The sequence below is a fragment of the Variovorax sp. UMC13 genome (genome assembly GCF_014170375.1).
In the GTDB taxonomy this organism is placed as follows: Bacteria; Pseudomonadota; Gammaproteobacteria; order Burkholderiales; family Burkholderiaceae_C; genus Variovorax.
The window spans coordinates 167,252-190,418 of the sequence record NZ_LZZW01000016.1; the positions used below are offsets into that span (position 1 = coordinate 167,252).

Annotated in this window: 20 protein-coding genes and 3 tRNA genes; 12 read left to right on the forward strand and 11 right to left on the reverse strand. The window is 69.2% G+C overall.

The window, feature by feature from the left end; translation table 11 throughout:
* Positions 1–63: 63 nt before the first annotated feature.
* The 6 genes from A9977_RS14015 to A9977_RS14040 form a co-directional block, all read right to left on the reverse strand.
* Positions 64–148 (reverse strand) — tRNA-Ser (locus A9977_RS14015).
* A 77-nt stretch (positions 149–225) separates the two neighbouring features.
* Positions 226–1,467 carry a radical SAM family heme chaperone HemW gene (hemW, locus tag A9977_RS14020; RefSeq protein WP_310936135.1) on the reverse strand — a complete coding sequence of 414 codons (1,242 nt, stop codon included), beginning with the start codon at positions 1,465–1,467 and terminating at the stop codon, positions 226–228.
* A gap of 2 nt (positions 1,468–1,469) precedes the next feature.
* Positions 1,470–2,069 carry an RdgB/HAM1 family non-canonical purine NTP pyrophosphatase gene (rdgB, locus tag A9977_RS14025; protein ID WP_183025455.1) on the reverse strand — a complete coding sequence of 200 codons (600 nt, stop codon included), beginning with the start codon at positions 2,067–2,069 and terminating at the stop codon, positions 1,470–1,472.
* 22 nt (positions 2,070–2,091) lie between these two features.
* On the reverse strand, positions 2,092–2,826 hold the full coding sequence (rph, locus tag A9977_RS14030; protein WP_183025456.1) for a ribonuclease PH: 735 nt from the start codon (positions 2,824–2,826) through the stop codon (positions 2,092–2,094).
* Positions 2,827–2,901: 75 nt separating this feature from the next.
* On the reverse strand, positions 2,902–3,807 hold the full coding sequence (locus tag A9977_RS14035) for a PP2C family serine/threonine-protein phosphatase (protein ID WP_183025457.1): 906 nt from the start codon (positions 3,805–3,807) through the stop codon (positions 2,902–2,904).
* A 22-nt stretch (positions 3,808–3,829) separates the two neighbouring features.
* Positions 3,830–4,837, reverse strand: coding sequence for a serine/threonine-protein kinase (locus tag A9977_RS14040; protein WP_183025458.1), 1,008 nt, complete (start codon positions 4,835–4,837; stop codon positions 3,830–3,832).
* A gap of 88 nt (positions 4,838–4,925) precedes the next feature.
* On the opposite strand from A9977_RS14040, the gene A9977_RS14045 reads away from it, so the two are divergent.
* The 4 genes from A9977_RS14045 to A9977_RS14060 all read left to right on the forward strand — a co-directional run bounded on the left by A9977_RS14045 (position 4,926) and on the right by A9977_RS14060 (position 9,059).
* The gene (locus A9977_RS14045; RefSeq protein ID WP_183025459.1) at positions 4,926–5,840 is read left to right on the forward strand and encodes a YicC/YloC family endoribonuclease; all 915 of its coding nucleotides are present in this window, start codon (positions 4,926–4,928) and stop codon (positions 5,838–5,840) included.
* 12 nt (positions 5,841–5,852) lie between these two features.
* Positions 5,853–6,473 (forward strand): guanylate kinase, encoded by a 621-nt coding sequence (gene gmk / locus A9977_RS14050; RefSeq protein ID WP_183025460.1) that lies wholly within the window; start codon positions 5,853–5,855, stop codon positions 6,471–6,473.
* 32 nt (positions 6,474–6,505) lie between these two features.
* Entirely contained in the window at positions 6,506–6,709 is a 204-nt protein-coding gene (gene rpoZ, locus A9977_RS14055) for a DNA-directed RNA polymerase subunit omega (protein WP_021009011.1), read from the forward strand.
* Positions 6,710–6,803: 94 nt separating this feature from the next.
* Positions 6,804–9,059: a bifunctional (p)ppGpp synthetase/guanosine-3',5'-bis(diphosphate) 3'-pyrophosphohydrolase gene (locus A9977_RS14060; protein ID WP_183025461.1), complete on the forward strand. Its 2,256-nt coding sequence runs from the start codon at positions 6,804–6,806 to the stop codon at positions 9,057–9,059.
* Between the two features lie 16 nt (positions 9,060–9,075).
* On the opposite strand, the gene greB is transcribed toward A9977_RS14060, so the two are convergent.
* The gene (gene greB / locus A9977_RS14065) at positions 9,076–9,654 is read right to left on the reverse strand and encodes a transcription elongation factor GreB (protein ID WP_183025462.1); all 579 of its coding nucleotides are present in this window, start codon (positions 9,652–9,654) and stop codon (positions 9,076–9,078) included.
* A gap of 324 nt (positions 9,655–9,978) precedes the next feature.
* Between greB and A9977_RS14070 the strand changes: the two genes are divergently transcribed.
* Positions 9,979–11,568, forward strand: coding sequence for a diguanylate cyclase domain-containing protein (locus A9977_RS14070; RefSeq protein ID WP_310936133.1), 1,590 nt, complete (start codon positions 9,979–9,981; stop codon positions 11,566–11,568).
* A gap of 86 nt (positions 11,569–11,654) precedes the next feature.
* On the opposite strand, the gene A9977_RS14075 is transcribed toward A9977_RS14070, so the two are convergent.
* Positions 11,655–11,731 (reverse strand) — tRNA-Arg (locus A9977_RS14075).
* Positions 11,732–12,090: 359 nt separating this feature from the next.
* Between A9977_RS14075 and A9977_RS14080 the strand changes: the two genes are divergently transcribed.
* From A9977_RS14080 to A9977_RS14095, 4 genes are all read left to right on the forward strand, one after another.
* Complete coding sequence (locus A9977_RS14080) at positions 12,091–12,900, forward strand: alpha/beta fold hydrolase (RefSeq protein ID WP_183025463.1); 810 nt, start codon at positions 12,091–12,093, stop codon at positions 12,898–12,900.
* A gap of 127 nt (positions 12,901–13,027) precedes the next feature.
* Positions 13,028–13,600: a TetR/AcrR family transcriptional regulator gene (locus tag A9977_RS14085; protein WP_183025464.1), complete on the forward strand. Its 573-nt coding sequence runs from the start codon at positions 13,028–13,030 to the stop codon at positions 13,598–13,600.
* 154 nt (positions 13,601–13,754) lie between these two features.
* A complete protein-coding gene (locus A9977_RS14090; RefSeq protein ID WP_183025465.1) occupies positions 13,755–16,175 on the forward strand; it encodes a membrane-bound PQQ-dependent dehydrogenase, glucose/quinate/shikimate family in 2,421 nt (806 codons plus the stop codon).
* Positions 16,176–16,269: 94 nt separating this feature from the next.
* Positions 16,270–17,331, forward strand: a complete 1,062-nt coding sequence (locus A9977_RS14095; protein ID WP_183025466.1) for a sterol desaturase family protein — start codon at positions 16,270–16,272, stop codon at positions 17,329–17,331.
* Between the two features lie 56 nt (positions 17,332–17,387).
* Here A9977_RS14095 and A9977_RS14100 read toward each other — a convergent pair.
* Both A9977_RS14100 and hrcA read right to left on the reverse strand, forming a co-directional pair.
* A tRNA-Ile gene (locus A9977_RS14100) sits at positions 17,388–17,464 on the reverse strand.
* 29 nt (positions 17,465–17,493) lie between these two features.
* Positions 17,494–18,501, reverse strand: a complete 1,008-nt coding sequence (gene hrcA / locus A9977_RS14105) for a heat-inducible transcriptional repressor HrcA (RefSeq protein WP_183025467.1) — start codon at positions 18,499–18,501, stop codon at positions 17,494–17,496.
* Between the two features lie 28 nt (positions 18,502–18,529).
* On the opposite strand from hrcA, the gene A9977_RS14110 reads away from it, so the two are divergent.
* Genes A9977_RS14110 through rapZ form a run of 3 tightly spaced genes read left to right on the forward strand, consistent with a single transcriptional unit; the run spans position 18,530 to position 22,078 of the window.
* Positions 18,530–19,426, forward strand: coding sequence for an NAD kinase (locus tag A9977_RS14110; protein ID WP_183025468.1), 897 nt, complete (start codon positions 18,530–18,532; stop codon positions 19,424–19,426).
* 49 nt (positions 19,427–19,475) lie between these two features.
* The gene (recN, locus tag A9977_RS14115) at positions 19,476–21,155 is read left to right on the forward strand and encodes a DNA repair protein RecN (RefSeq protein WP_183025469.1); all 1,680 of its coding nucleotides are present in this window, start codon (positions 19,476–19,478) and stop codon (positions 21,153–21,155) included.
* A gap of 26 nt (positions 21,156–21,181) precedes the next feature.
* Complete coding sequence (rapZ, locus tag A9977_RS14120; protein WP_183025470.1) at positions 21,182–22,078, forward strand: RNase adapter RapZ; 897 nt, start codon at positions 21,182–21,184, stop codon at positions 22,076–22,078.
* Here the strand turns inward: rapZ and mutY are convergent, their stop codons facing one another.
* The gene (gene mutY, locus A9977_RS14125; RefSeq protein ID WP_310936134.1) at positions 22,079–23,146 is read right to left on the reverse strand and encodes an A/G-specific adenine glycosylase; all 1,068 of its coding nucleotides are present in this window, start codon (positions 23,144–23,146) and stop codon (positions 22,079–22,081) included.
* Positions 23,147–23,167: the final 21 nt, after the last annotated feature.

The following is a 23,167-nucleotide window of genomic DNA, read 5'->3' on the forward strand; positions in this document are numbered from 1 at the left end:
GGTTTCTCCTCTGAAAAGAACCTTCTAGAGGACGAGAACGGACCGTAAAAGATGCCGTTCCGGCGGAGAGTGTGAGATTCGAACTCACGGACGCTTTCACGTCGGCAGTTTTCAAGACTGCTGGTTTAAACCACTCACCCAACTCTCCGAAGCCGCCTCCGGGTGGCGAAGGCAGGCCGCGATTTTATGCTGACGTGAAGCCCGCCCCGGGCACTCGGCGGAAATCTAGGCGTCGGGCAGGAAGATGCTCTGCAGGTCGCTGAGGAAATCGAGCCCGCGCTCCGTCGGCCAGACATGCCACAGGTCACGCTGCAGCAGCCCCTTCTTCTCGGCCTCCTCCAGCCCCTTCTGGATGCTGGTGATCGACAGCCCTGTGCGTTCGCCGAACTGCGCCAGCGTGAAGCCTTCCTTCAGCCGGAAGGCGTTGAGCATGAACTCGAAGGGCAGGTCGGCGATCGCGACCTCTTCGCTCTGCGCCACGGCCGCGCCGGCCAGGGCCTGGTTCATGTAGCGCTGCGGCTCGCGGTAGCGCACCTGGCGCACCAAACGGTGCGCGAAGCTCAGCTTGCTGTGAGCGCCGGCGCCGATGCCCAGGTAGTCGCCGAACTGCCAGTAGTTGAGGTTGTGCGCGCAACGGTGGCCGTCGCGCGCATAGGCCGAGACCTCGTAGCGCGTCATGCCCTGCGCGCCGGTGCGTTCGGTGATGCGGTCGAGCATCGCGTAGGCCGCGTCGTCCTCGGGCACCACCGGCGGGAACTTCGCGAAGTAGGTGTTGGGTTCGATGGTCAGGTGGTAGACCGACAGGTGCGGCGGGTTCAGCGCCAGCGCCTGCTCGAGGTCGGCCTCGAACTGCGCCGGGCTCTGGCCGGGCAGCGCGTACATCAGGTCGAGGTTGAAGGTGTCGAAGGCGCTCGCGGCCTCCTCGACCGCGGCGATGGCCTGGGCCGCGTCGTGCACGCGGCCCAGCGCCTGCAGGTGCTGGTCGTTGAAGCTCTGCACGCCGACCGACAGGCGCGTGACGCCGGCCGCGCGGTAGGCGCGGAAGCGGTCGCGCTCGAAGGTGCCGGGGTTGGCCTCGAGCGTGATCTCGCAATCGGGGGCGAGCTTGAGGCGCGCGCGCAGGTCGCCGATCAGCCGGTCGACGGCCTCGGGCGAGAACAGGCTGGGCGTGCCGCCGCCGATGAAGATGGTGTGGACCGTGCGGCCCCAGATCAGGGGCAGCGCCGCGTCGAGGTCGGCCACCACCGCATCGATGTAGCGCAGCTCGGGCAGCGCCTCGCCGCCGGCGCGCCATTCGTGCGAGTTGAAGTCGCAATAAGGGCATTTGCGCAGGCACCAGGGCAGGTGCACGTACAGCGACAGCGGCGGCAGCGCGGCCAGCTGCAGCGTGCCGGGCCGCATCAGGTGCAGCACGTCGTTGGCATGCGGCGCGCCGTCCTCGGTCGCGATGCCGATGGGCAGGTGGATGCTCACGACCAGCGCTCGCGCATCAGCGCCAGCATCGCGCGCGCGGCCTGGCCGCGGTGGCTGTTGGCGTTCTTGAGTTCGGGCGTGAGCTGGGCGAAGGTCTTGCCGAAGGCCGGCAGGAACATCACGGGGTCGAAGCCGAAGCCGTTGTCGCCGATGGGCTCGCGCGTGATCTCGCCGGGCGCGCGGCCGACGGCGATCAGCGGCTCGGGGTCGTCGGCGCTGCGCAGCGCCACCAGGGTGCTGACCAGCGCGGCGCGGCGATCGTCGACCGTGGCCATCTGCTCGAGCAGCGCGCGCACGTTGTTCGCATCGCCCTTGGCGTAGCCGAATTGCGTCGCGTAGTAGGCGGTGTCCACGCCCGGCAGGCCGCCGAAGGCGTTGACGCACAGGCCGGCGTCGTCGGCGATCGCGGGCAGGCCGGTGGCGGCCGCCGCATGGCGTGCCTTGGCCAGCGCGTTCTCGACGAAGGTGCGGAAGGGCTCCTCGGCCTCGCTCACGCCGAGTTCCGACTGGCGCACCAGCTGCACGCTCAGGGGTGCGAACAGCTGCTGCAGTTCGGCCAGCTTGCCCGCGTTGTTCGATGCCAGGACGAGTTTCATGAGGGGGCGACCGTCGACGGCATCAGGCCGCGGTGGCCAGCGCCTGCTGCTGCAGCGCCACCAGCTCGGTGATGCCCTTCTCGGCCAGGTCGAGCAGCTGGCCCATCTCGGCGCGCGAGAAGGCCGCGCCCTCGGCCGTGCCCTGCACTTCGACGAAGTGGCCGGCGCCGGTCATCACGACGTTCATGTCGGTGTCGCAGGCCGAGTCCTCGGTGTACTCGAGGTCGAGCAGCGGCGTGCCCTGCACGATGCCCACCGAGATGGCGGCCACGTGGCCGCGGATCGGCGAGGCGGCGATCTTGCCCGCGGCCAGCAGCTGGTTGACCGCATCCTGCGCGGCCACGAAGGCGCCGGTGATGGCCGCAGTGCGGGTGCCGCCGTCGGCCTGCAGCACGTCGCAGTCGAGGTGGATGGTGCGTTCGCCCAGCGCGGCCAGGTCGAACACCGCGCGCATCGAGCGGCCGATGAGGCGCTGGATCTCCTGCGTGCGGCCGGTCTGCTTGCCCTTGGCGGCTTCGCGGCTGCTGCGGGTGTGGGTGGCGCGCGGCAGCATGCCGTATTCGGCCGTGACCCAGCCTTCGCCGCTGCCCTTCTTGTGCGGCGGCACCTTCTCTTCGACCGAGGCGGTGCACAGCACGCGCGTCTGGCCGAACTCGATCAGCACCGAGCCTTCGGCATGGATGGTGAAGCCGCGGGTGATGCGCACCGGGCGCAGCTGGTCGGCGGCACGGCCGCCGCTTCGTGTGAAAGCAGTCATGGGTGGTTCAACTCGGAAGAAAAAGAAAAAATAAGGACGCCGCAGGCCGCGGCGGATTCATGTCGGCCCGCCGGATCAGCTCTTTCGTGCAGCCGAGCGGCGGATGGCTTCGTTGATCTCGGCGATCGAACGCTCGATCGCGTCTTCGTCGAGATCGTCGAGTTCGTTGTCCGACGGCATGCCCGCCTGGATGGTGGAGGCGAAGACGCCGTCGCTGATGCTGTCGGTCGACACGCCGCGCTCGCCACCGGGCGAATCCGGGGTCTCCCATTCGAGCGCGATCAGCGTCACGTTGTCGCTGTGGGAGCCGCCCTTGCGCAAGGCCATCTCGGCCAGGTCGGGGGCGGCATCGGACACCGGCCGGCCCGAGGACAGGATGTGCACGATGGTCGCATCGTCGAGCACGCCCCAGACGCCGTCGGAGCACAGCATGATGCGGTCGCCGCGCCGCAGCTGCAGCGGCGGCGCCGCGTCGATCAGCGGCGGCGTGGGCGAGCCCAGGCAGGTCAGCAGCAGGTTGCGGTTGGCAGGCTCGGGGCCGCCGCCCGGGCGCGGGCGCTCGGCATGCGAATGGTCGCGGGTGCGGGTCAGCAGCATGCCGTCGCGCACCACATAAAGCCGCGAATCGCCGCAATGCACCCAATGGGCGGTGCTGCCCTGGAGCACCGCCGCGACGACGGTCGTGCGCGGCGTGTCGAGCATGGCCTTGGTGCCGGCGTAACGCATGATCTGCCGGTGCGCGGCCATGACCGAGGCGTTGAGGAAGGCCTTGACGTCCTTGAGCAGCGGCCGTGCCTCGCGCTGGTAGAGCGCGGCGATGGTCTGCAGCGCCATCTGCGCCGCCACTTCGCCCTCGGGATGGCCGCCCATGCCGTCGGCCAGCACGAACAGGCCCGATTCGCGCGTGTAGCAATAGCCCATGCGGTCTTCGTTCTTGAGGCGGCCGCCCTTGCGGCTGACCTGGAAGACGGAGAACTTCATGCCCGCGATGCCGTGGTGTGCGTCATGCCGGCCGCGTGGTGGGTGCCGCGGCCTTGGGCAGCGACTTCTTGTCGGAGGAACGCATGTTGTCGATCGACAGCCGCACCTTCTCGCTGACCGTGAGCTTGGTGTAGCGGCGCTCGCCCTCGCGGCTGAGCTCCTTCTGCAGCGCGAACACCGACTGCGGGCGCGACAGCGGGTCGAGCGACATGCACCATTCGACCACCTCGATCAGGTTGTCGGAATAGATGCCGCGCAGCCGCGACAGCGACAGGCCCAGGCGGTCCTTCTCGATGCGCTGCGGCGCGTCGTTGGGCGGGTAGCCCTGCATGCAGGCGTAGATGCAGGCGCCGATGGCGTAGATGTCGGTCCAGGGGCCCATCGACGAATCGCGGCGGTACATCTCGGGCGCCGCGAAGCCGGGCGTGTACATCGGGCGGATGAAGTTGCCTTCCTTGGACAGCACCTCGCGCGCGGCGCCGAAGTCGATCATCACGGCGCGGTCGTCGTCGGTCACGAAGATGTTGGCGGGCTTGATGTCCAGGTGCAGCATCTTGTGCTGGTGCACGATGCGCAGGCCGCGCAGGATCTCGTCGAACAGCGAGCGGATCGTGGATTCGCGGAACACCTTCTGCTTCTTCAGGTCGCGCGCCGTGACGATGAAGTCCTGCAGGGTCGCGCCCTCCAGGTAGTTCATCACCATGTAGACGGTCTCGTTCTCGCGGAAGAAATTGAGCACGCTCACCACCGAGGCGTGCGAGATCTGCGCCAGCGAGCGGCCTTCCTCGAAGAAGCTCTTGAGGCCGAGCCGGTAGAGCGAGAGCTTGTCGGGCGCCACCTGGGGCGCGAGCTCGCCGGTGCCGCGCGTGGCCAGGGACGAGGGCAGGTATTCCTTGATCGCCACCTGCTGGCCGCTGGTATCGACCGCCAGGTAAACCACCCCGAAACCGCCGGCCGAAAGACGGCGCACGACGCGATAGCCTCCGATGACGGTGTCCGGCAACAGCGGCGAAGGTTTGACCTTTGACATAATCCGGGAGTTTCGCCCGAAGGCAATGGTGCGGCAAGCGAACGCGATGCCGTCGCCTCGGAGCAAGCAACAAACACAGTGAGGCGCAATGTCAGTTTACAGCATGACCGGCTATGCCAACGGCCAGAACGGCCCGGTAGGCACCCAGCCCGAAACCGACGCGCGCCCCCCGGCCGCGGGTCGGCTCGGGGTCGAAATCCGCTCGGTCAACAGCCGTTTCCTGGACCTCAGCTTCAAGCTGCCGGAAGAGCTGCGCCAGCATGAAACCGCGCTGCGCGAGCTGCTCACGGGCAAGCTCAAGCGCGGCAAGGTCGAAGTGCGCGCCGCGGTCGAAAGCACCGCCCAGGCCGGCATCGCCGAACCCTCCACCCGCCTGCTGCAGCGCCTCAACGGCGTGCAGGACGGCATCCGCGCCTGGCTGCCGAGCGCGCGCGAGCTCAGCGTGGCCGATGTGATCCGGCTCGCCTCGGGCGACTCCGCAGCCCGCGGCGACTGGGGCCCCGACCTGCTCGAGGTCACGCAGAAGGCGCTCGAGAGCCTGATGGCCGCCCGCGAACGCGAAGGCGCCCGCCTGGCCGCGATGCTCAAGGACCACCTGGGCCAGCTGCGCAAGCTGGCGGCCCAGGCGGTGCCGCTGATTCCGCAACTGGTCGAGCAGCAGCGCGCGCGCTTCCTCGAGCGCTGGCAGGACGCCATGGGCCTCACGGGCGGCACCCTGCCCGAAGCCGCCCAGGACCGCGCGCTGACCGAGGCCACCGCCTTCGCCATCCGCATCGACGTGGCCGAGGAACTCACCCGGCTGAGCTCGCACCTCGACGAGATCGAGCGCCTGCTCAAGAAGGGTGGCGAGGTCGGCAAGCGGCTGGACTTCCTGATCCAGGAACTGCACCGCGAGGCCAACACCCTGGGCTCCAAGTCGGCCGCGCTCGAACTGACGCGCATCGGCGTCGACATGAAGGTGCTGATCGAGCAGATGCGCGAGCAGGTTCAGAACATCGAATAAGCAGACGACTTTATGGATTACCCCGGCAATATCTTCGTCGTGGCCGCGCCGAGCGGCGCAGGCAAATCGAGCCTGGTCAAGGCCCTGATGGAACTCGACTCGGCGGTGCAACCGTCGGTCTCGCACACCACGCGGCCGCCGCGCGGGCAGGAAAAGCACGGCCGCGAATACTTCTTCGCCTCGCCCTCGGAATTCGACGCGATGGTCGAGAGCGATGGCTTCGTCGAGTGGGCCCACGTGCACGGCCAGCGCTACGGCACCTCGAAAAAGGCGATCGAAGACCGCGTCGCCCAAGGGGCCGACGTGATCCTCGAAATCGACTTCCAGGGCGCGCTGCAGATCCGCAAGACCTTCGCCAACGCGGTGCTGATCTTCATCCTGCCGCCGAGCTGGGAAGAGCTGCGCTCGCGGCTCGAACGCCGCGGCGAGGACAGCGCCGAGGTCATCGAACTGCGGCTGAAGAACGCCGCCGAAGAGATGGCGCGCACCCGGGAATTCGATTTCGTTATAATCAACGAGTTATTTGAGCGCGCGCTTTTCGACCTGAAAGCCATCGTCCACGCGCAGCGGCTGCGCTACTCCGCCCAGCGCCGTGCCCGTGCAGACACCTTTTCCGCGCTCAACATTCCCTGAATCTCGACCACCGTCCGCAACGAAAGATCCTCATGGCCCGCATCACCGTCGAAGACTGCCTGCTGCAGATCCCCAACCGTTTCCAGCTCGTGCTCGCCGCGACCTACCGCGCGCGCATGCTGAGCCAGGGCCATGCCCCGAAGATCGAGAGCAAGAACAAGCCGGCCGTGACCGCGCTGCGCGAGATCGCCGAAGGCAAGATCGGTATCGAAATGCTCAAGAAGGTGCCGGGCTGAGCTTGACGCCGTCCTGCAACAGAAAAGCACCGCCGCGCGGTGCTTTTTTTATGCCCGGGCGCGCCGTTACAGACCGCGCGCTACAGTGTTGTCAATGAGCGCGGTCGTCAAGCCCCAACCCAATGCACCTCGGAGCACACCGCGGCCGAGTCCGGCTGCGCTGAACGCAGCCGCCGCCAGCTTTGCCGCCCTGACGGCACGGCTCGACTACCTGAACGCCGAAGACACGGACCTGGTCCGGCGCGCCTACCGTTTCGCCGACGAGGCCCACCTGGGCCAGCTGCGCAACAGCGGCGAGCCCTACATCACGCACCCCATCGCGGTGGCCGCGCAGTGCGCCGAGTGGAAGCTCGACGCCCAGGCGCTCATGGCCGCGCTGCTGCACGACGCGATCGAGGACTGCGGCGTCACCAAGTCCGAGCTGATCGAGCGCTTCGGCGCGCCGGTGGCCGAACTGGTCGACGGCCTGACCAAGCTCGACAAGCTGCAGTTCAACACCCGCGAAGAGAACCAGGCCGAGTCCTTCCGCAAGATGCTGCTGGCGATGGCGCGCGACGTGCGCGTCATCCTCGTCAAGCTGGCCGACCGCACGCACAACATGCGCACGCTGGACGATGCGCCGCGCGAGAAGTGGGCCCGCATCTCCAACGAGACGCTGGAGATCTACGCGCCCATCGCCTACCGGCTGGGCCTGAACCAGACCTATCGCGAGTTGCAGGAACTGTCCTTCCGCCACCTGCGGCCGTGGCGCTACGCGATCCTGTCCAAGGCGGTGGCCAAGGCCCGCGGCCGACGGCGCGACCTGATCCAGAAGGTGCAGAAGGAGGTCGAGGCGGCCTTCGGCGAAGCCGGGATGAGCCTGCGCCTCGCGGGCCGCGAGAAGACGCTCTATTCCATCTACCGCAAGATGGAAGACAAGCACCTGAGCTTCGCCCAGGTCACCGACATCTACGGCTTCCGGCTGATTTTGCCGAACGTGATCGCCTGCTACACCGGCCTGGGCATCCTGCACCAGATGTACAAGCCGCTGCCGGGCAAGTTCAAGGATCACATCGCGATCGCCAAGCTCAACGGCTACCAGTCGCTGCACACCACGCTGGTGGGCCCGGCCAGCGTCAACGTCGAGTTCCAGCTGCGCACCGAGGCCATGAACGTGGTGGCCGAGTCCGGCGTGGCCGCGCACTGGCTCTACAAGGCGGCCGAACCCAGCACCGCGCCCAGCGACCGGCTCGGCGCCAAGTGGCTGCAGTCGCTGCTCGACATCCAGGACGAGACCCGCGACGCGGCCGAGTTCTGGGACCACGTCAAGGTCGACCTGTTCCCCGACGCGGTCTACGTGTTCACGCCCAAGAGCCAGATCATGGCGCTGCCGCGCGGCGCCACGGTGGTGGACTTCGCCTATGCGATCCACAGCAACATCGGCGACCACACCTCGGCCGCGCGCATCAACGGCGACCAGGTGCCGCTGCGCACCGAATTGAAGAACGGCGACGTGGTGGAAGTCATCACGGCACCGGTCTCCACGCCCAATCCGGCCTGGCTGGGCTTCGTGCGCACCGGGCGCGCGCGCTCGAAGATCCGGCACTACCTCAAGACGCTGGCGCATGCCGAGTCCGAGGGCCTGGGCGAGAAACTGCTGGCGCAGGCGCTGCGCGCCGAGGGCCTGGGCAAGATGCCCGCGGACGATACGGAGCACCAGGCGCTGTGGGAGCGGCTGCTGCGCTTCACCGGCAACCGCAGCCGCGCCGAACTGCTGACCGACATCGGCCTGGGCAAGCGCATCGCCAGCATCGTCGCCAAGCGGCTGATGGCGCTGATGGCCGAGCGCGGCGAGAAACCCGATGCGCTGATGCTGAGCCGCGAGCGCTTCACCGCGCACGAGAGCGTGTCGCAGGGTGCGGTCACGCTCGACGGCAGCGAGAACTCCTCGGTGCGCTTCGCGCTGTGCTGCCGGCCGATCCCGGGCGACCCGATCGTCGGCTACCTGGGCCATGGCGAAGGGCTGGTGGTGCACACCGAGAACTGCGGCGTCGGCCAGCGCCTGCACTACAAGGACAGCGAGCGCTTCTTCGCGGTCGAGTGGGCCGACGAACCGGTGCGCACCTTCGAGACCGGCGTGGTGATCACCGTGCGCAACGACAAGGGCGTGCTGGCACGCGTGGCCTCCACGCTGGCCGATGCCGAAGCCGACATCACCCACGTCGAGATGGCCGACGAGACCCCGCAGGACTCGACCGACCTGCGTTTCGTGATCTCGGTGCGCGACCGCATGCACCTCGAGGCGGTGCTGCGCACCGTCCGGCGCGGCGCCTCGGTGCTGAGCGCCGAGCGCACGGTCCCCGCGACCTGAGTCAGGCGCGGCCTGCTCAGGCCGCCGGGGCGGGCGGCGGCGGGTAGCTCACGCTGAGGATCTCCAGTTCCCGCATCCCGCCCGGCGTGGCCAGCTTGACCACGTCGCCCTCGCGCGAGCGCAGCAGCGCGCGCGCGATCGGCGAGATCCAGCTCACCTGCGACTGCGCGCTGTCGGCCTCGTCGATGCCCAGGATGGTCACGCGGTGCTCCTCGCCCGAGGCCTCGTCGGCGTAGCGCACGGTGGCGCCGAAGAAGACCTGGTCGCTGCCATGGTGCACCGAAGGTTCGGTGACCTCCGCCACCTCGAGGCGCTTGGTCAGGAAACGGATCCGGCGGTCGATCTCGCGCAGGCGCTTCTTGCCGTAGAGGTAGTCGCCGTTCTCGGACCGGTCGCCGTTCTTGGCCGCCCAATGCACGGCCTCCACCACCTTGGGTCGCTCGACGTCCATCAGCGCCAGCAGTTCGTCCCGCAACCGGGCATAGCCGCCAGGCGTCATGTAGTTCTTGGACCCGGCCGGCAACGGCGCGACGCCGCCGGTCTCGCCCGCGTCGTCGTCCTCGGACTCCGATTCCTTGGTGAATGCCTTGCTCATCGATGAAGAAGCTTCCAGATGACAAAGCCCGCAACGCGCGCTGCGGGCTTTTCTTGCTTGCTGCTGTGGCGCCGGGCCCGGAGCGGCCCGCGCCTTCCGGGAGGGCGCCCCCGGGCGGCGGTTTCGATGATTGTGCCGCCTTTCGCCGGCGCTCCCGGTCGCGGGCCGCCGGACTTCGTTCGCGATCGCGCCGAAACTGCAAGCAATCTTTGCGTCTTCGGGGTATCTTCACCCGCCCCCCTGACCTGACCCGCGACGCCTCGGGAAGGGGGCGCCGCACAGCCCCTGCTCCTCCTTCACCCGTTCCCCCGACGCGCCGCCCGAGTGAAACTCCAACAGATAACCAGCAGCCTGATCACCCGCCTGGTCGTGATGGGCCTGCTGATGGCCACCGTGGGCACCGCCGCCAGCTACTTCCAGCTCAGCCGCTTCCTGCGCAAGGATCTGGCGGAATCGATCGCGATCCAGCAGACCGCACTGGCCGACTACGTGGCGCGCGACGTCGACAACTACCTGCGCGAACGGCTGTCCTTCCTGGAACGCCTGGCGGCCAGCGTGCCGCCGGAACTGCTGGCGCAGCCCCGGCAATTGCGCGCCTGGCTCGACGAGCGCGGCAGCCTCAACCCGGTGTTCTCGCTGGGCCTGACGGTCAGCGACCTGGCGGGCGAGCCGCTCGACGAGAGCGGCCGGGCCGCCATCGACGACGCGGAATTCAAGGGCGCGAGCGCCGGCAAGACCACCCTGGGGCGGGCCCGGTCGGTGCCGGCCACCCGGCATTCGGCGCTGCCCATGGCCACGCCCGTCCGCGACCGCGCGGGCCAGGTGGTGGCCGTGCTGCGCGGCACGGCCGACATGTCGGCCGATGGGCTGCTGGACCACCTGCAGTCCGGGCGCGTGGGCAAGACCGGCGGCATCCTCGTGGTCGCGCCGGACGAGCGGCTCTTCGTCGCGTCGACCGATGCCGCCATGTCGCTCACGCCGACGCCGCCCATGGGCGTGAACCTGCTGCACGACCGGGCCATGAACGGCTTTCGCGGCAGCGGCCGGACCATCAACGCCAAGGGCATCGAGGAGTTCTCGGCCATCGCGTCCGTGCCCAGCAGCGGCTGGTTCATCGTGGCGCGCCTGCCCGTGGCCGAGGCGCTGGCACCGGTGGCGCGCATGCAGCGCTTCATCCTCGAACAGCGCACGCCGGCGGTGGCGACCGTGCTGGTGCTCATCGGCCTGGCGATGGCCTGGCTGCTGCGCCCGCTGATGCGTGCCGCCCACCAGGCCGACCGAATGACCCGCGGCGAGATCGAACTGGCACCGCTGCGGGTGGTGCGCAACGACGAGATCGGCCATCTCACGACCGCCTTCAACCGCTTGCTCGCCAAGCTGGTCGAGCACCAGGCCGAACTCAGGCGCCTGGCCCACCACGACACCCTCACCGGCCTGCCCAACCGCAAGCTGCTCGACGACCGGCTGCACCAGATGCTGGCCCGCGCGAAACGCGAGGCCAATCTCGTGGCCGTGCTCTACCTCGACCTCGACGGCTTCAAGCGGCTCAACGACACCTTCGGCCACGAGGCCGGCGACAAGGCGCTGCGCGAGACGGCGCGCCGTCTCATGGGCCTGGTGCGGAACAACGACACGGTGGCCCGCATCGGCGGCGACGAGTTCGTGCTGATCGCGGCCAACTTCGCGGAGCCGGCCGAGCACGCCGTGCTCGCGCTGGCCCAGCAATGCATCGATGCGGTGGCACTGCCGCTGCAGTTGCGGCACGCCGACATGGCCATGGGCGTGTCGATTGGCATCGTGCTCACCGATGGCGGCGCCACGCCCGAAGACCTGCTGGCCGCGGCCGACAAGGCGATGTACCAGGCCAAGCAGAACGGCCGCGGCAGCTATGTGCTGGCGCCGACGGTGCGCTGAACGGTATCGAGGGGGAAGCGGAGCGGCGCTGGATCCGCCAAAAGAAAATGGCCTAGAAGGAAAACCTTCTAGGCCATCATGAAGAGTGGTGCGGCTGGCAGGAATTGAACCCACGACCCCTTGGTTCGTAGCCAAGTACTCTATCCAACTGAGCTACAGCCGCACAGCTTGCAATTATAGCATCCGTTTTTGCTCTCTCCCGGACACCTTGCAAGAAATCGTTGAAAGCGTCTGAACGACTCAACCAACGACAGCGTGAATTATCGGGGCAAAACAGGCCCGATTCGGGCGGCGGGCCTCGGCTCATCAACTTTTTCTTGCGCTCGGTGCCGAAGCCGAGCGCGGCGGCGCGGATGCGTCCGCGCATCGCATGAAATTTAGTGTGTTCCAGGCAGCGCCGGATACACGCATGTACACGCGCCCGCGACGTGCCGTGTCGCAAACCTATAACCCACCGGTCGCGTCGCGCATGTGCCCATGCCCGGCAAGGCGCCCCCTCCCTCATCGACCCAGGATTTCGACATGATCAGACCCTTCACTCGCCGCGTCGCCAGCACCGCCATGGCCCTCGGCATCGTCGCACTGACGGCGACCGCCCTCCCCGCGGTCGCACAGCCGGCGTCCGCCACCGCCAAGCCCACGATCGTGCTCGTGCACGGCGCCTTCGCCGAATCGGCAAGCTGGGACGGCGTGACCCGCAAGCTGCAGGCCCAGCACTACCCGGTCATCGCCGCCGCCAATCCGCTGCGTGGCGTGACCTTCGACGCGAACTACGTCGCCGGCATCGTGGATGCCGTGAAGGGGCCCGTGGTCCTGGTCGGCCACTCGTACGGGGGCGCCGTGATTTCCGCCTCGGCGAATGGCAAGGCCAACGTGAAGGCGCTGGTCTTCGTCGCGGCCTTCGCTCCCGACGTCGGCGAGACCCCGATCGAACTCTCGGGTCGCTTCCCCGGCAGCACGCTCGGCCCGACGCTGGCAGCGCCGGTGGAACTGGCGGATGGCGGCAAGGACCTCTACATCCGGCAGGACAAGTTCCGCACGCAGTTCGCCGCCGACGTGCCCGCCGCCACGGCCCGGGTGATGGCCGCCACGCAGCGGCCGATCGCCGAGGCCGCCTTGGGCGAAGCCGCGGGCACGCCAGCCTGGAAGTCGGTGCCGTCGTGGTTCATCTATGGCGACCAGGACAAGAACATTCCGCCCGCGGCCCAGGCCTTCATGGCCCAACGTGCCGGGTCGTTGAAGACGGTGGCGATCAAGGGCGCGTCGCACGTCGTGATGGTGTCGCAGCCCGACGCGGTCGCGAAACTCATCGTCGAAGCGGCGACGCACTGAATGAAGACCGGGGCCCGGGACCGTCGGTGCGCGCCGAAGGTCCCGCCCCGGCAACGGGCCGCCACCCCATCGATCGCTGTCCCCCACGCAGCAGATAAACGGACGCTTCTGTCCGATAATGGGCTTCATGCGAAAGCCCCGCGCCGATGCATCCACGCACCGGCATCTCCTTCTTAGCGCGGCCGATGCCGTGTTCTCCGAGCACGGCGTCACGGCCTCCCTCGATCTAGTCGTGGCCCGCGCGGGCCTGGGCCGCGCCACGCTCTACCGCAACTTCGCCAACCGCACGGCCCTGATGGCCGCGCTGCTCGACCGGGCGCTGGCCATGCTCGAAGCGCATGCCGCCACGGTGACGCACGAGGACGACGCGCTGTACCTGCTGCTCGAACGCTTCGGCATGGACATCGCGGACTCGGCGCCGCTGGTCGACTTCTGGCGCGTGGTGGACCGCGACGACGAAGTCGTGCTGGTGGCCCGCAAGCGCATCGCGCAGATCTTCAAGGCACCGCTGCAGCGGGCCATCGACAGCGGCCTGTGCCGCGCGGACTTCCGGCCGCAGGACATCCAGCTGATCACCCAGATGCTGGGTGCCAGCTTGCGTGGCGGCACGCCGGCCGAACGCCGCTCGCTCGCGCGCCGTTCACTGCAGCTGCTGCGCAACGGCATGCGCGCGCCATCGGCGCAGGACCCTGTGGGCTGAATGCGGGCCTTCCACGGTCGACCCGAAAACCGCGTGCCGGCCCCTTGCGTGCCGGCACGGACAAAAGGCAGCGTCATGCCCCACAACGACGACTGCCTGCCGTGCGGTGGCCCGCAAGAGCCGCCGCTTCTTGCCATCCGAATAGGAAAACAACATGAATGACCCTGTCTCACGCCGTACCGGCAGCCCGCGATGGCTGCTCGTGCTATTCGGGATCGCGCTGCTGCTGTGCGGCGCCGCCTTTGCAGCCGGCGGTGCGCGCCTGGCCTCGCTGGGCGGCTCGTGGTACTACCTGGGCGCCGGCGTGCTGCTGCTGCTCGCGGGTGTGCAGTACGCGCGCCGCCGCCCTTCCGCGCTGGCCTGGCTGGGCCTGGTGTTCATCGCCACGGTGATCTGGGCACTGGCGGAAGTCGGCTTCGACTACTGGCAGCTGTTCCCGCGCCTGGTGGTGATCGCCGCGCTGACCATGTTCGGCCTGCTGCTGGCGCCGCGCATCGGCGCGCTCGGCGCCAAGCCCGCCTACGGCGCGGCCGGCCTGCTGTTCGTGGCGCTGCTGGGCACGCTGGGCCTGGCCTTCGTGCCGCATGGCGTGACGCGGCCTTCGAGCGGCATCGCGGCAGCGGCGCCCGCCGCGGCCACCGACGCCGCGCCCGTGGCGGACTGGCAGTACTACGGCCGCACGCCCAACGGCACCCGCTTCGCGCCCTTCGACCAGATCAACAAGAGCAACGTGCAGCAACTGCAGGTCGCCTGGACCTTCCGCACCGGCCGCGACACCAAGGGCTCGAGCGAAGACCAGAACACGCCGATCCAGATCGGCGACACGGTCTACGCCTGCACGCCGCACAACGTGGTGTTCGCGCTCGACGCCGACACCGGCGCGCAGCGCTGGAAGTTCGACCCGCAGGCCAAGTCGCCGCTGTGGCAGCGCTGCCGCGGCGTGAGCTACTTCGATGCCGCCGCCACGCCCGCGACGGCCGTGCCCGCGGCCGGCAACACCGCGCCCGCGCCTGTCGCGCCACCGGCCGACGGCAGCTGCGCCCAGCGCATCGTGATGACCACCATCGACAGCCGGCTGATGCAGGTCGATGCCAAGACCGGCACGCCCTGCGCGGGCTTCGGCACCAACGGCTCGGTCGACCTCAAGGCCGGCATGGGCCAGGTCGATCCGGGCTTCTACTTCCAGACCTCCGCGCCCACCGTGATGCGCGACCTGGTGATCGTCGGCGGCTGGGTCTGGGACAACGTCGCGCTCGGCGAGCCCTCGGGTGTGGTGCGCGCCTTCAGCGCCCACACCGGCGCATTGGTTTGGGCCTGGGACATGGGCAACCCGGCCCTCACCGGTGAACCGCCGGCCGGCGAGAGCTACACCCGCGGCACGCCGAACGTCTGGTCCACCCCGGCCTTCGACGACAAGCTGGGCCTGGTCTACCTGCCCACCGGCAACGCCACGCCCGACTTCTGGGGCGGCACGCGCAGCAAGGCCGCCGAAGAGTATTCGGCGGCCGTGGTCGCGCTCGACATCCGCACCGGCCGCGAACGCTGGAAATTCCAGACCGCGCACCACGACCTCTGGGACTACGACGTGCCCTCGCAACCCGCGCTCTACGACGTGCGCGGCAAGGACGGCGGCACGGTGCCCGCACTGATCCAGACCACCAAGCGCGGCCAGATCTTCATGCTCGACCGCCGCGACGGCACGCCCATCGCCGAGGTGCAGGAAAAGCCCGTGCCCCAGGGCGCGGCCGAGGGTGACCACCTGTCGCCCACGCAGCCCTACTCGGTCGGCATGCCCACCATCGGCGCCAACAAGCTCACCGAAGCCGACATGTGGGGCACCACGCCCTTCGACCAGCTGCTGTGCCGCATCGCGTTCAAGCAGCTGCGCTACGAAGGCGAGTTCACCCCGCCCGGCCTGACCAAGAGCCTGCAGTACCCCGGCTTCTACGGCGGCATGAACTGGGGCAGCTCGTCCATCGACGAACGCAACGGCCTGCTGATCGTGAACGACATGCGCGTGCCGCAGGTGGTGCAGCTGATCCCGCGCGACGAGACCGAGCGCCGCATCGCCGCGCGCAAGGGCGGCGCCGACGGCCATGCCGGCCTCGCGACCCAGACGGGCACGCCCTACGGCGCCGACAAGAACATGTTCATGTCGGTGCTCGGCGTGCCCTGCCACATGCCGCCCTACGGCGCGATGACCGCCATCGACCTCAACACGCGCCAGATCGTCTGGCAGGTGCCCATGGGCACGGTGAAGGACACCGGCCCGCTGGGCCTGCGCACCGGCCTGTCGATGCCGATCGGCATGCCCACGCTGGGCGGCCCGACCACCACGGAGGGCGGCCTGGTGTTCTTCGCCGGCACCCAGGACTACTTCCTGCGCGCGCTGGACGCATCGAACGGCGACGAACTCTGGAAGGCGCGCCTGCCCGTGGGTGCCCAAGCCACGCCGCTGACCTACGTGTCGCCGGCCAGCAAGCGCCAGTTCGTGGTGGTGTCGGTGGGCGGCACGCGCGGCTCGCCGGACCGCGGCGACTACATCGTCGCCTACGCCCTGCCCAAGGCGAACTGAGCGAGCGGAGGGCGGCAGCGGGAATGGCCGCGCCCTGCTTCGAATTTCCAGGGGCGGTGACAGAATGGTGGGCTCGTCCCGTCTTTCCACCACCATGCTGTCCCTGCCCCTGCTTTGGTCGGATGCCGTTTCCTGGACCAGCAGCCATCTGGTCGCCCCCGCGCTGACGCTGCTGCACATCGGCGAGAAGGCGGGCGACCCGCGAGAGATCGCCGCGGCCCTGCTGATCGCGGCGCTGCAGCTCTTCATCATCGCCGGCATCTTCCGTCCGCTGGAGAGCCTGCTGCCGGCCGAGCGCTGGCAGGACCGTCGCCTGACCACAGTCGACCGCCACTACACGCTGCTGATGCTGCTGGGCCTGTTCCCGCTGTTCAGCTTCCTGGTGCTGATGCCCTTCGCCCACTTGCTGGGCGGCGGCCCCGCCACGGCCGAGGCTAGCGGGCTCAAGCACTGGTTCCCGTGGTTCGCGGACCATCCGATCGCGATGTTCCTCGTCTACTACGTGGTCTACGACGGCTTCTACTACTGGATGCACCGGGCCCAGCACGCCATTCCCTGGTGGTGGGCGCTGCACAGCATGCACCACAGCCAGCGCCAGATGAGCTGCTGGAGCAACGACCGCGGCAGCTACCTCGACGGCATGCTGCAGTCGGTGCTGCTGGCCACGGTGGGCCTGGCGCTGGGCGTGGAGCCCTCCGAGTTCGCCTTGCTGGGGCTGCTGAGCGAACTGGTCCAGAACTTCTCCCATGCCAACGTGCGCCTGCGGCTGGGCCGTGTCGGCTGGCTGGGCGAACGCCTGCTGGTCGGCCCGCGCTTCCACCGGCTGCACCACATGCTGCGCGACCCCGAGCGCCCGACGCTGCACAACTGCAACTTCGGCCAGGTGCTGTCGGTCTGGGACCGCCTCTTCGGCACCGCCCTCTACGGCGCGCCGCTGCGGCCCACGGGCGTGAGCGACCCGGTGGTGGACGCCGACAACGAGCGTGGCCTGGTGGCGATGCAGTGGCACACGCTCAAGCGCTTCTGGGGGGCGTTCCGCCGGCCGGCCGGCTGGCGGCTGGGCGATGTGTCCTTCGGGCCGGGCTATGCGCCGATCCATGACGAGGAAGCGGGTGCGGTGCCGCCCGCGGTCCGGGGCGAATCCCCGGCCGGCTGAGCGGCACGGCGCGCTTCGCATTCGATAGCGCGCGGTTCAACAGCTGCGCGGAGAAATGGTAGGCCGTGAGTGGCTTGAACACTCGACCAACGGATTATGAGTCCGCTGCTCTAACCAACTGAGCTAACGGCCCACGCGGGGCGAATTCTAGTGGAGCGGGGCTCAGGGTTTGCGGTGGCTCAGCGCATTGCTCACCAGCCGCGAGGTGATGTCGACGATCTGGATCATCCGGTCGTAGTGCATGCGGGTCGGGCCGATCACGCCCAGCGTGCCGACCACCTGCCCGTCGACCTCGTAATTGGCGCTCACCACCGACAGCTCCTCGAAGGGCACGACCTGGCTCTCGCCGCCGATGAAGATGCGCACCCCCTCGGCCTTGCTCGAGACGTCGAGCAGCCGCATCAGCTGCGCCTTCTGCTCGAACAGGTCGAAGGCGCGCCGCAGCTGGCCCATATCGCTGGAGAAATCGGTCACGGCCAGCAGGTTGCGCTCGCCGGACACCACCACGTCGTCCTGCGACTCGGTCATGACCTCGGAACTGGCCTGCATCGCGGCCTGCATCAGCGAGGCGATCTCGCCGCGCAGCTTCTCGACCTCGGACTGCAGCCGGTCGCGCACCTGCTCGATCGTCAGGCCCGCATAGTGCGCGTTGATGTAGTTCGCGGCCTCGACCAGCTGCGACTGCGAGTACTCGGTGTCGGGGAAGATCACCCGGTTCTGCACGTCGCCGTCGGGCGAGACGATGATCACCAGCAGCCGCTTGTCGGACAGGCGCAGGAATTCGATCTGCTTGAACACCGAGGTCCGGCGCGGCGCCAGCACCACGCCGACGAACTGCGACAGGCTCGACAGCAGGTGGGCCGCGTTGGCGATCACCTTCTGCGGCTGGTCGGGCGCCAGGCTCTGGGCGGGCAGCTGCTCGCGCTGCGCGGTCAGCATGGTGTCGACGAACAGCCGGTAGCCACGCGCCGTGGGAATACGACCGGCCGACGTGTGGGGGCTTGTGATGAGGCCGAGCATCTCGAGGTCGGACATCACGTTGCGGATGGTCGCGGGCGACAGCTCCAGCCCCGAGGCGTGCGAGAGCGTGCGCGAGCCGACGGGTTGCCCGTCGGAGATATAGCGCTCGACAAGCGTCTTGAGAAGCAACTTGGCGCGGTCGTCCAGCATCGTCTGATTTTAGTGTTGTAATTTGTTGATGACCTCCCGTTTCCGGCATGTCGCCCTCATTGGCAAATACCAGGCGCCCGGCCGCGGGACGCCGGCCGGCGCACCGGACGACGTGATGGAAGACATCGGCGCCTTCCTCGAATCGCAGGGTTGCCGGGTGTCGGTCGAGCGCTGCACGGCCGGCGAGATCACGCACGGCCGCTACAGCGCCCTGAGCGTCGAGGAGATCGGCGAGCAGTGCGACCTGGGCCTGGTGGTCGGCGGCGACGGCACCATGCTCGGCATCGCGCGGCAGCTGGCGCCCTACGGCGTGCCGCTGATCGGCATCAACCGCGGCCGGCTGGGCTTCATCACCGACATCCCGCTCGACAACTACCGCGACACGCTGGTGCCCATGCTGGCCGGCGAGTACGAGGAAGACCACCGCAGCCTGCTGCATGCCCAGGTGATCCGCGAAGGCGCCTGCGTGTTCGACGCGCTCGCGATGAACGACGTGGTGGTCAACCGCGGCGCCACCTCCGGCATGGTCGAGCTGCGGGTCTCGGTGGGCAACCATTTCGTGGCCAACCAGCGCGCGGACGGCCTGATCATCGCGTCGCCCACCGGCTCGACCGCCTACTCGCTCTCGGCCGGCGGCCCGCTGCTGCACCCCTCGATCCCGGGCTGGGTGCTGGTGCCGATCGCGCCGCACACGCTGTCGAACCGGCCGATCCTGCTGCCCGACGCCGACGAGATCTCGATCGAGCTCGTCTCGGGCCGCGACGCCAGCGCCAATTTCGACATGCAGTCGCTGGCCTCGGTCGAGATCGGCGACCGGGTCGTGGTGCGCCGTTCCGACTACCACGTGCGCTTCCTGCACCCCCGGGGCTGGAGCTATTTCGACACGCTGCGCAAGAAACTGCACTGGAACGAAGGAGGTTCCTGATGACCCCCGCCACCCCGCGCGCCCGCGCGCCGCTTCACCTGGACCGCTGATGGCTCTGCGACGCATCGCGCTGCGCGACTTCGTGATCGTGCGCGCCCTCGAGATCGACCTGTCCTCGGGCTTCACCGTGCTGACCGGCGAGACCGGCGCCGGCAAATCCATCCTGATCGACGCGCTGCAACTGGCGCTGGGCAACCGTGCCGATGCCGGCGCGGTGCGCGAAGGCGCCGAGCGCCTCGACGTCAGCGCCGAATTCGATGCCGACCCGGCCCTCGCCGATTGGCTCGACGAAGGCGGCTTCGAGGCCGGCGACGCGCTGCTGCTGCGCCGCACGGTCGACCTGCAGGGCCGCAGCCGCGGCTGGATCAACGGCAGCCCGGCCACTGCGACCCAGTTGCGCGAACTCGGCGACCACCTGCTCGACATCCACGGCCAGCACGCCTGGCAGAGCCTGACCCGACCCGACGCGGTGCGCGGCCTGCTCGACGCCTACGCCGGCGTGCGCGCCGACGCGCTCGACGCCGCCTGGCAAAGCTGGCGCCAGGCGCTGGGCACGCTGGCCACGGCCCGTTCGGCGCAGGACTCGCTGCAGCGCGAACGCGAGCGGCTGCAATGGCAGATCGCCGAAGTGCAGAAGCTGGCGCCCGGCGCCGACGAATGGGACGAGCTGTCGGCCAGCCACAGCCGCGCCTCGAACGCCCAGGCCTTGATCGATGCCGCCGGCGGCGCGCGCGCGGCCCTCGAGGACGAGGACCAGGGCGCGCTGGTGGCGCTGAACCGCGCGCTGACATTGCTGCAGGACTGCGAACACATCGAACCCGAATTCAAGGCCCTGGCGGAAGTGCTGGCCTCGAGCGTGGCCCAGGCCGCGGACGCGGCCCATTCGCTGCACGGCTACCTGCGCCACACCGACACCGACCCGCGGCACCTGGCCGACCTCGACGAGCGCATGGGCCTGTGGATGTCGCTGGCGCGCCGCTACAAGCGCACGCCGGTCGAACTGCCCGGGCTGCTCGCGAGCTGGCAGACCGAGCTGAAGGCGCTGGACGCGCAGAGCGACCTCGAGGGCCTCGAGCGCGCCGAGCAGGCCGCGCAGCAGGTCTACATGAAGGAAGCCAAGGCCCTGGGCAAGGCGCGCAAGCAGGCCGCGCCGAAACTGGCGCAGGCCGTGACGCAGGCGATGCAGGGCCTGGGCATGCAGGGCGGGCGCTTCGACGTCACCTTGCAGCCGCTCGCGCAACCGGGCCGCGCCGGGCTCGAGGAAGTGGCCTTCCTGGTCGCCGGCCATCCGGGCAGCACGCCCCGCCCGATCGGCAAGGTGGCCTCGGGCGGCGAACTCTCGCGCGTGGCGCTGGCCATCGCGGTCACGACCAGCGAGCTCGGCACCGCGCAGACGCTGATCTTCGACGAGGTCGATGCCGGCGTTGGCGGCGCGGTGGCCGAAACGGTCGGCCGCCTGATGCAGCAGCTGGGACGCGACCGGCAGGTGCTGGCCGTGACGCACCTGCCGCAGGTCGCGGCCTGCGCCGACCACCACCTGCTGGTGGCCAAGCGCGCAGCCCCGGCCGACGGCGCGGGCGGCCCGCGCACCGAGAGCGGCGTCAGCACGCTGGCCGCCGAAGCGCGCACGCGCGAGATCGCACGCATGCTGGGCGGCGAACGCAGCTCGGCGACCTCGCTGGCCCATGCGCGCGAGATGCTCGAGCGACAGAGCGTGGGGGCGGCATGAACGACAGCACGGCAACACCCATTTCCATGACCGACGACACCACCGACGCCGAATTCAACCTGGTGCTGATCACCGGCATGTCCGGCTCGGGCAAGTCGGTGGCGCTGCATGCGCTGGAAGACGCGGGCTATTACTGCGTCGACAACCTGCCGCCGGAACTGATGGCGCCCTTCATCGCGCTGCAGCGCCAGCAGCGCGCGACGCACGTCGCGATCGCGATGGACGTGCGCAGCGGCGTCTCGCTGCCGCAGGTGCCTCAGCAGCTCGAACGGCTGCGTCACGACGGCGTGGCCCTGCGTTCGCTGTTCCTCGACGCCACCACCGACGCGCTGGTGCGCCGCTATTCCGAGACGCGCCGGCGCCATCCGCTGTCGCGCCAGGAGGAACGCGGCGACGCGCCCGAGCAGCAGCGCGTGCTGGTGCAGGCCATCGACCTCGAGCGCGAGCTGCTGGCCGACCTGCGCGACGGCGCCGACGTGATCGACACCAGCATCATCCGGCCGGCCCAGCTGCAGAGCTACGTCAAGGCACTGATCTCGGCGCCGCAGAGCACGCTGACGCTGGTGTTCGAATCCTTCGCCTTCAAGCGCGGCGTGCCGCTGGACGCCGACTACGTGTTCGACGTGCGCATGCTGCCCAACCCGCATTACGTGCCCGCGCTGCGACCACTGACCGGCCGCGACACCGCGGTGATCGAATGGCTGCGCGAGCACGACGACGTCGGCCGCATGTTCGGCGACATCACGCAATTCCTCGAACGCTGGCTCGACGCGCTGGCGCAAGACCACCGCAGCTATGTCACGGTGGCCATCGGCTGCACCGGCGGCCAACACCGCTCGGTGTTCCTGGTCGAGCAGCTGGCGCGAAGCTTCAGCGCACGCTGGGCCGCGCTCAAGCGGCACCGCGAGCTGGACGGGAACTAGCTAGCTCGCGTCGAATACGGGTTGCTGCTGCGCCAGCAGCTTGCGCACCGGCGCCGGCAGGCCCAGCGCGGTCCACGCCTCGGCGGCGAACCAGGCGCCGGTGTCGCCCAGCGAGCGGCCCTCGCTCGCAATCCGCACCGGGTGCAGGTGCAGGTCCTTGTGCGTCAGCACATGGAGGAAGGCCGGCGCATCGACCACCGACGCACGCTCGGCCGGCGACAGCGCCGCCAGCAGGGCTTCGCGGCTGTCAAACACCGGCAGGCTGTAGAGGCCGGCCCAGATGCCGCGCGCCGGGCGCTTCTCGAGCCAGACCCGGTCGGCGCCGTCGTTGGCCTGCAGCATCCACAGCGACTGCGAGGTCCGGCGCAGCTTGCGCGTCTTGACCGGGTAGCGCTCGGGCTCGCCCTCGCGCCGCGCCACGCACAGCGCGCCCACCGGGCAGATCATGCAGCTCGGGCGGCGCGGCAGGCAGACCGTGGCGCCCAGGTCCATCACGCCCTGGGTGTAGCGCGCGATGTCGGCCGGCTGGTCGGCCGGCGGCAGCAGTTGCGTCGCGAGGTCCCACAGCGCGCGCTCCTGGGCGCCGGAGGACAGGTCGCCGCCGAAGCCCAGCAGCCGCGTGAGCACGCGCTTGACGTTGCCGTCGAGGATCGCCACCCGCTCGCCGAAACAAAAGGCCGCGATGGCCGAGGCGGTGGAGCGGCCGATGCCCGGCAGGGTCGTGAGTTCGGCCGCGCTGCGCGGAAAGGCGCCGCCGAAGCGCGCCACCACCTCCTGCGCGCAGCGGTGCATGTTGCGCGCGCGGCTGTAGTAGCCCAGCCCGCTCCAGAGGCCGAAGACCTCGTCCTCGCTGCCCGCGGCCAGCGCGGCCACGTCGGGAAAGCGTTCGAGAAAGCGCGCGAAGTAGCCCAGCACCGTGCTGACTTGGGTCTGCTGCAGCATCACCTCCGACAGCCAGACGCGGTAGGGATCCCGGGTGTTCTGCCAGGGCAGTTCGCTGCGGCCGTGGGTCTTCTGCCAGGCAACCACCTGCGCGGCGAAGCCGAGCGTTGCAGGCTCCGCCTTCACCGGGCGGCCCTCCGGCCCGGG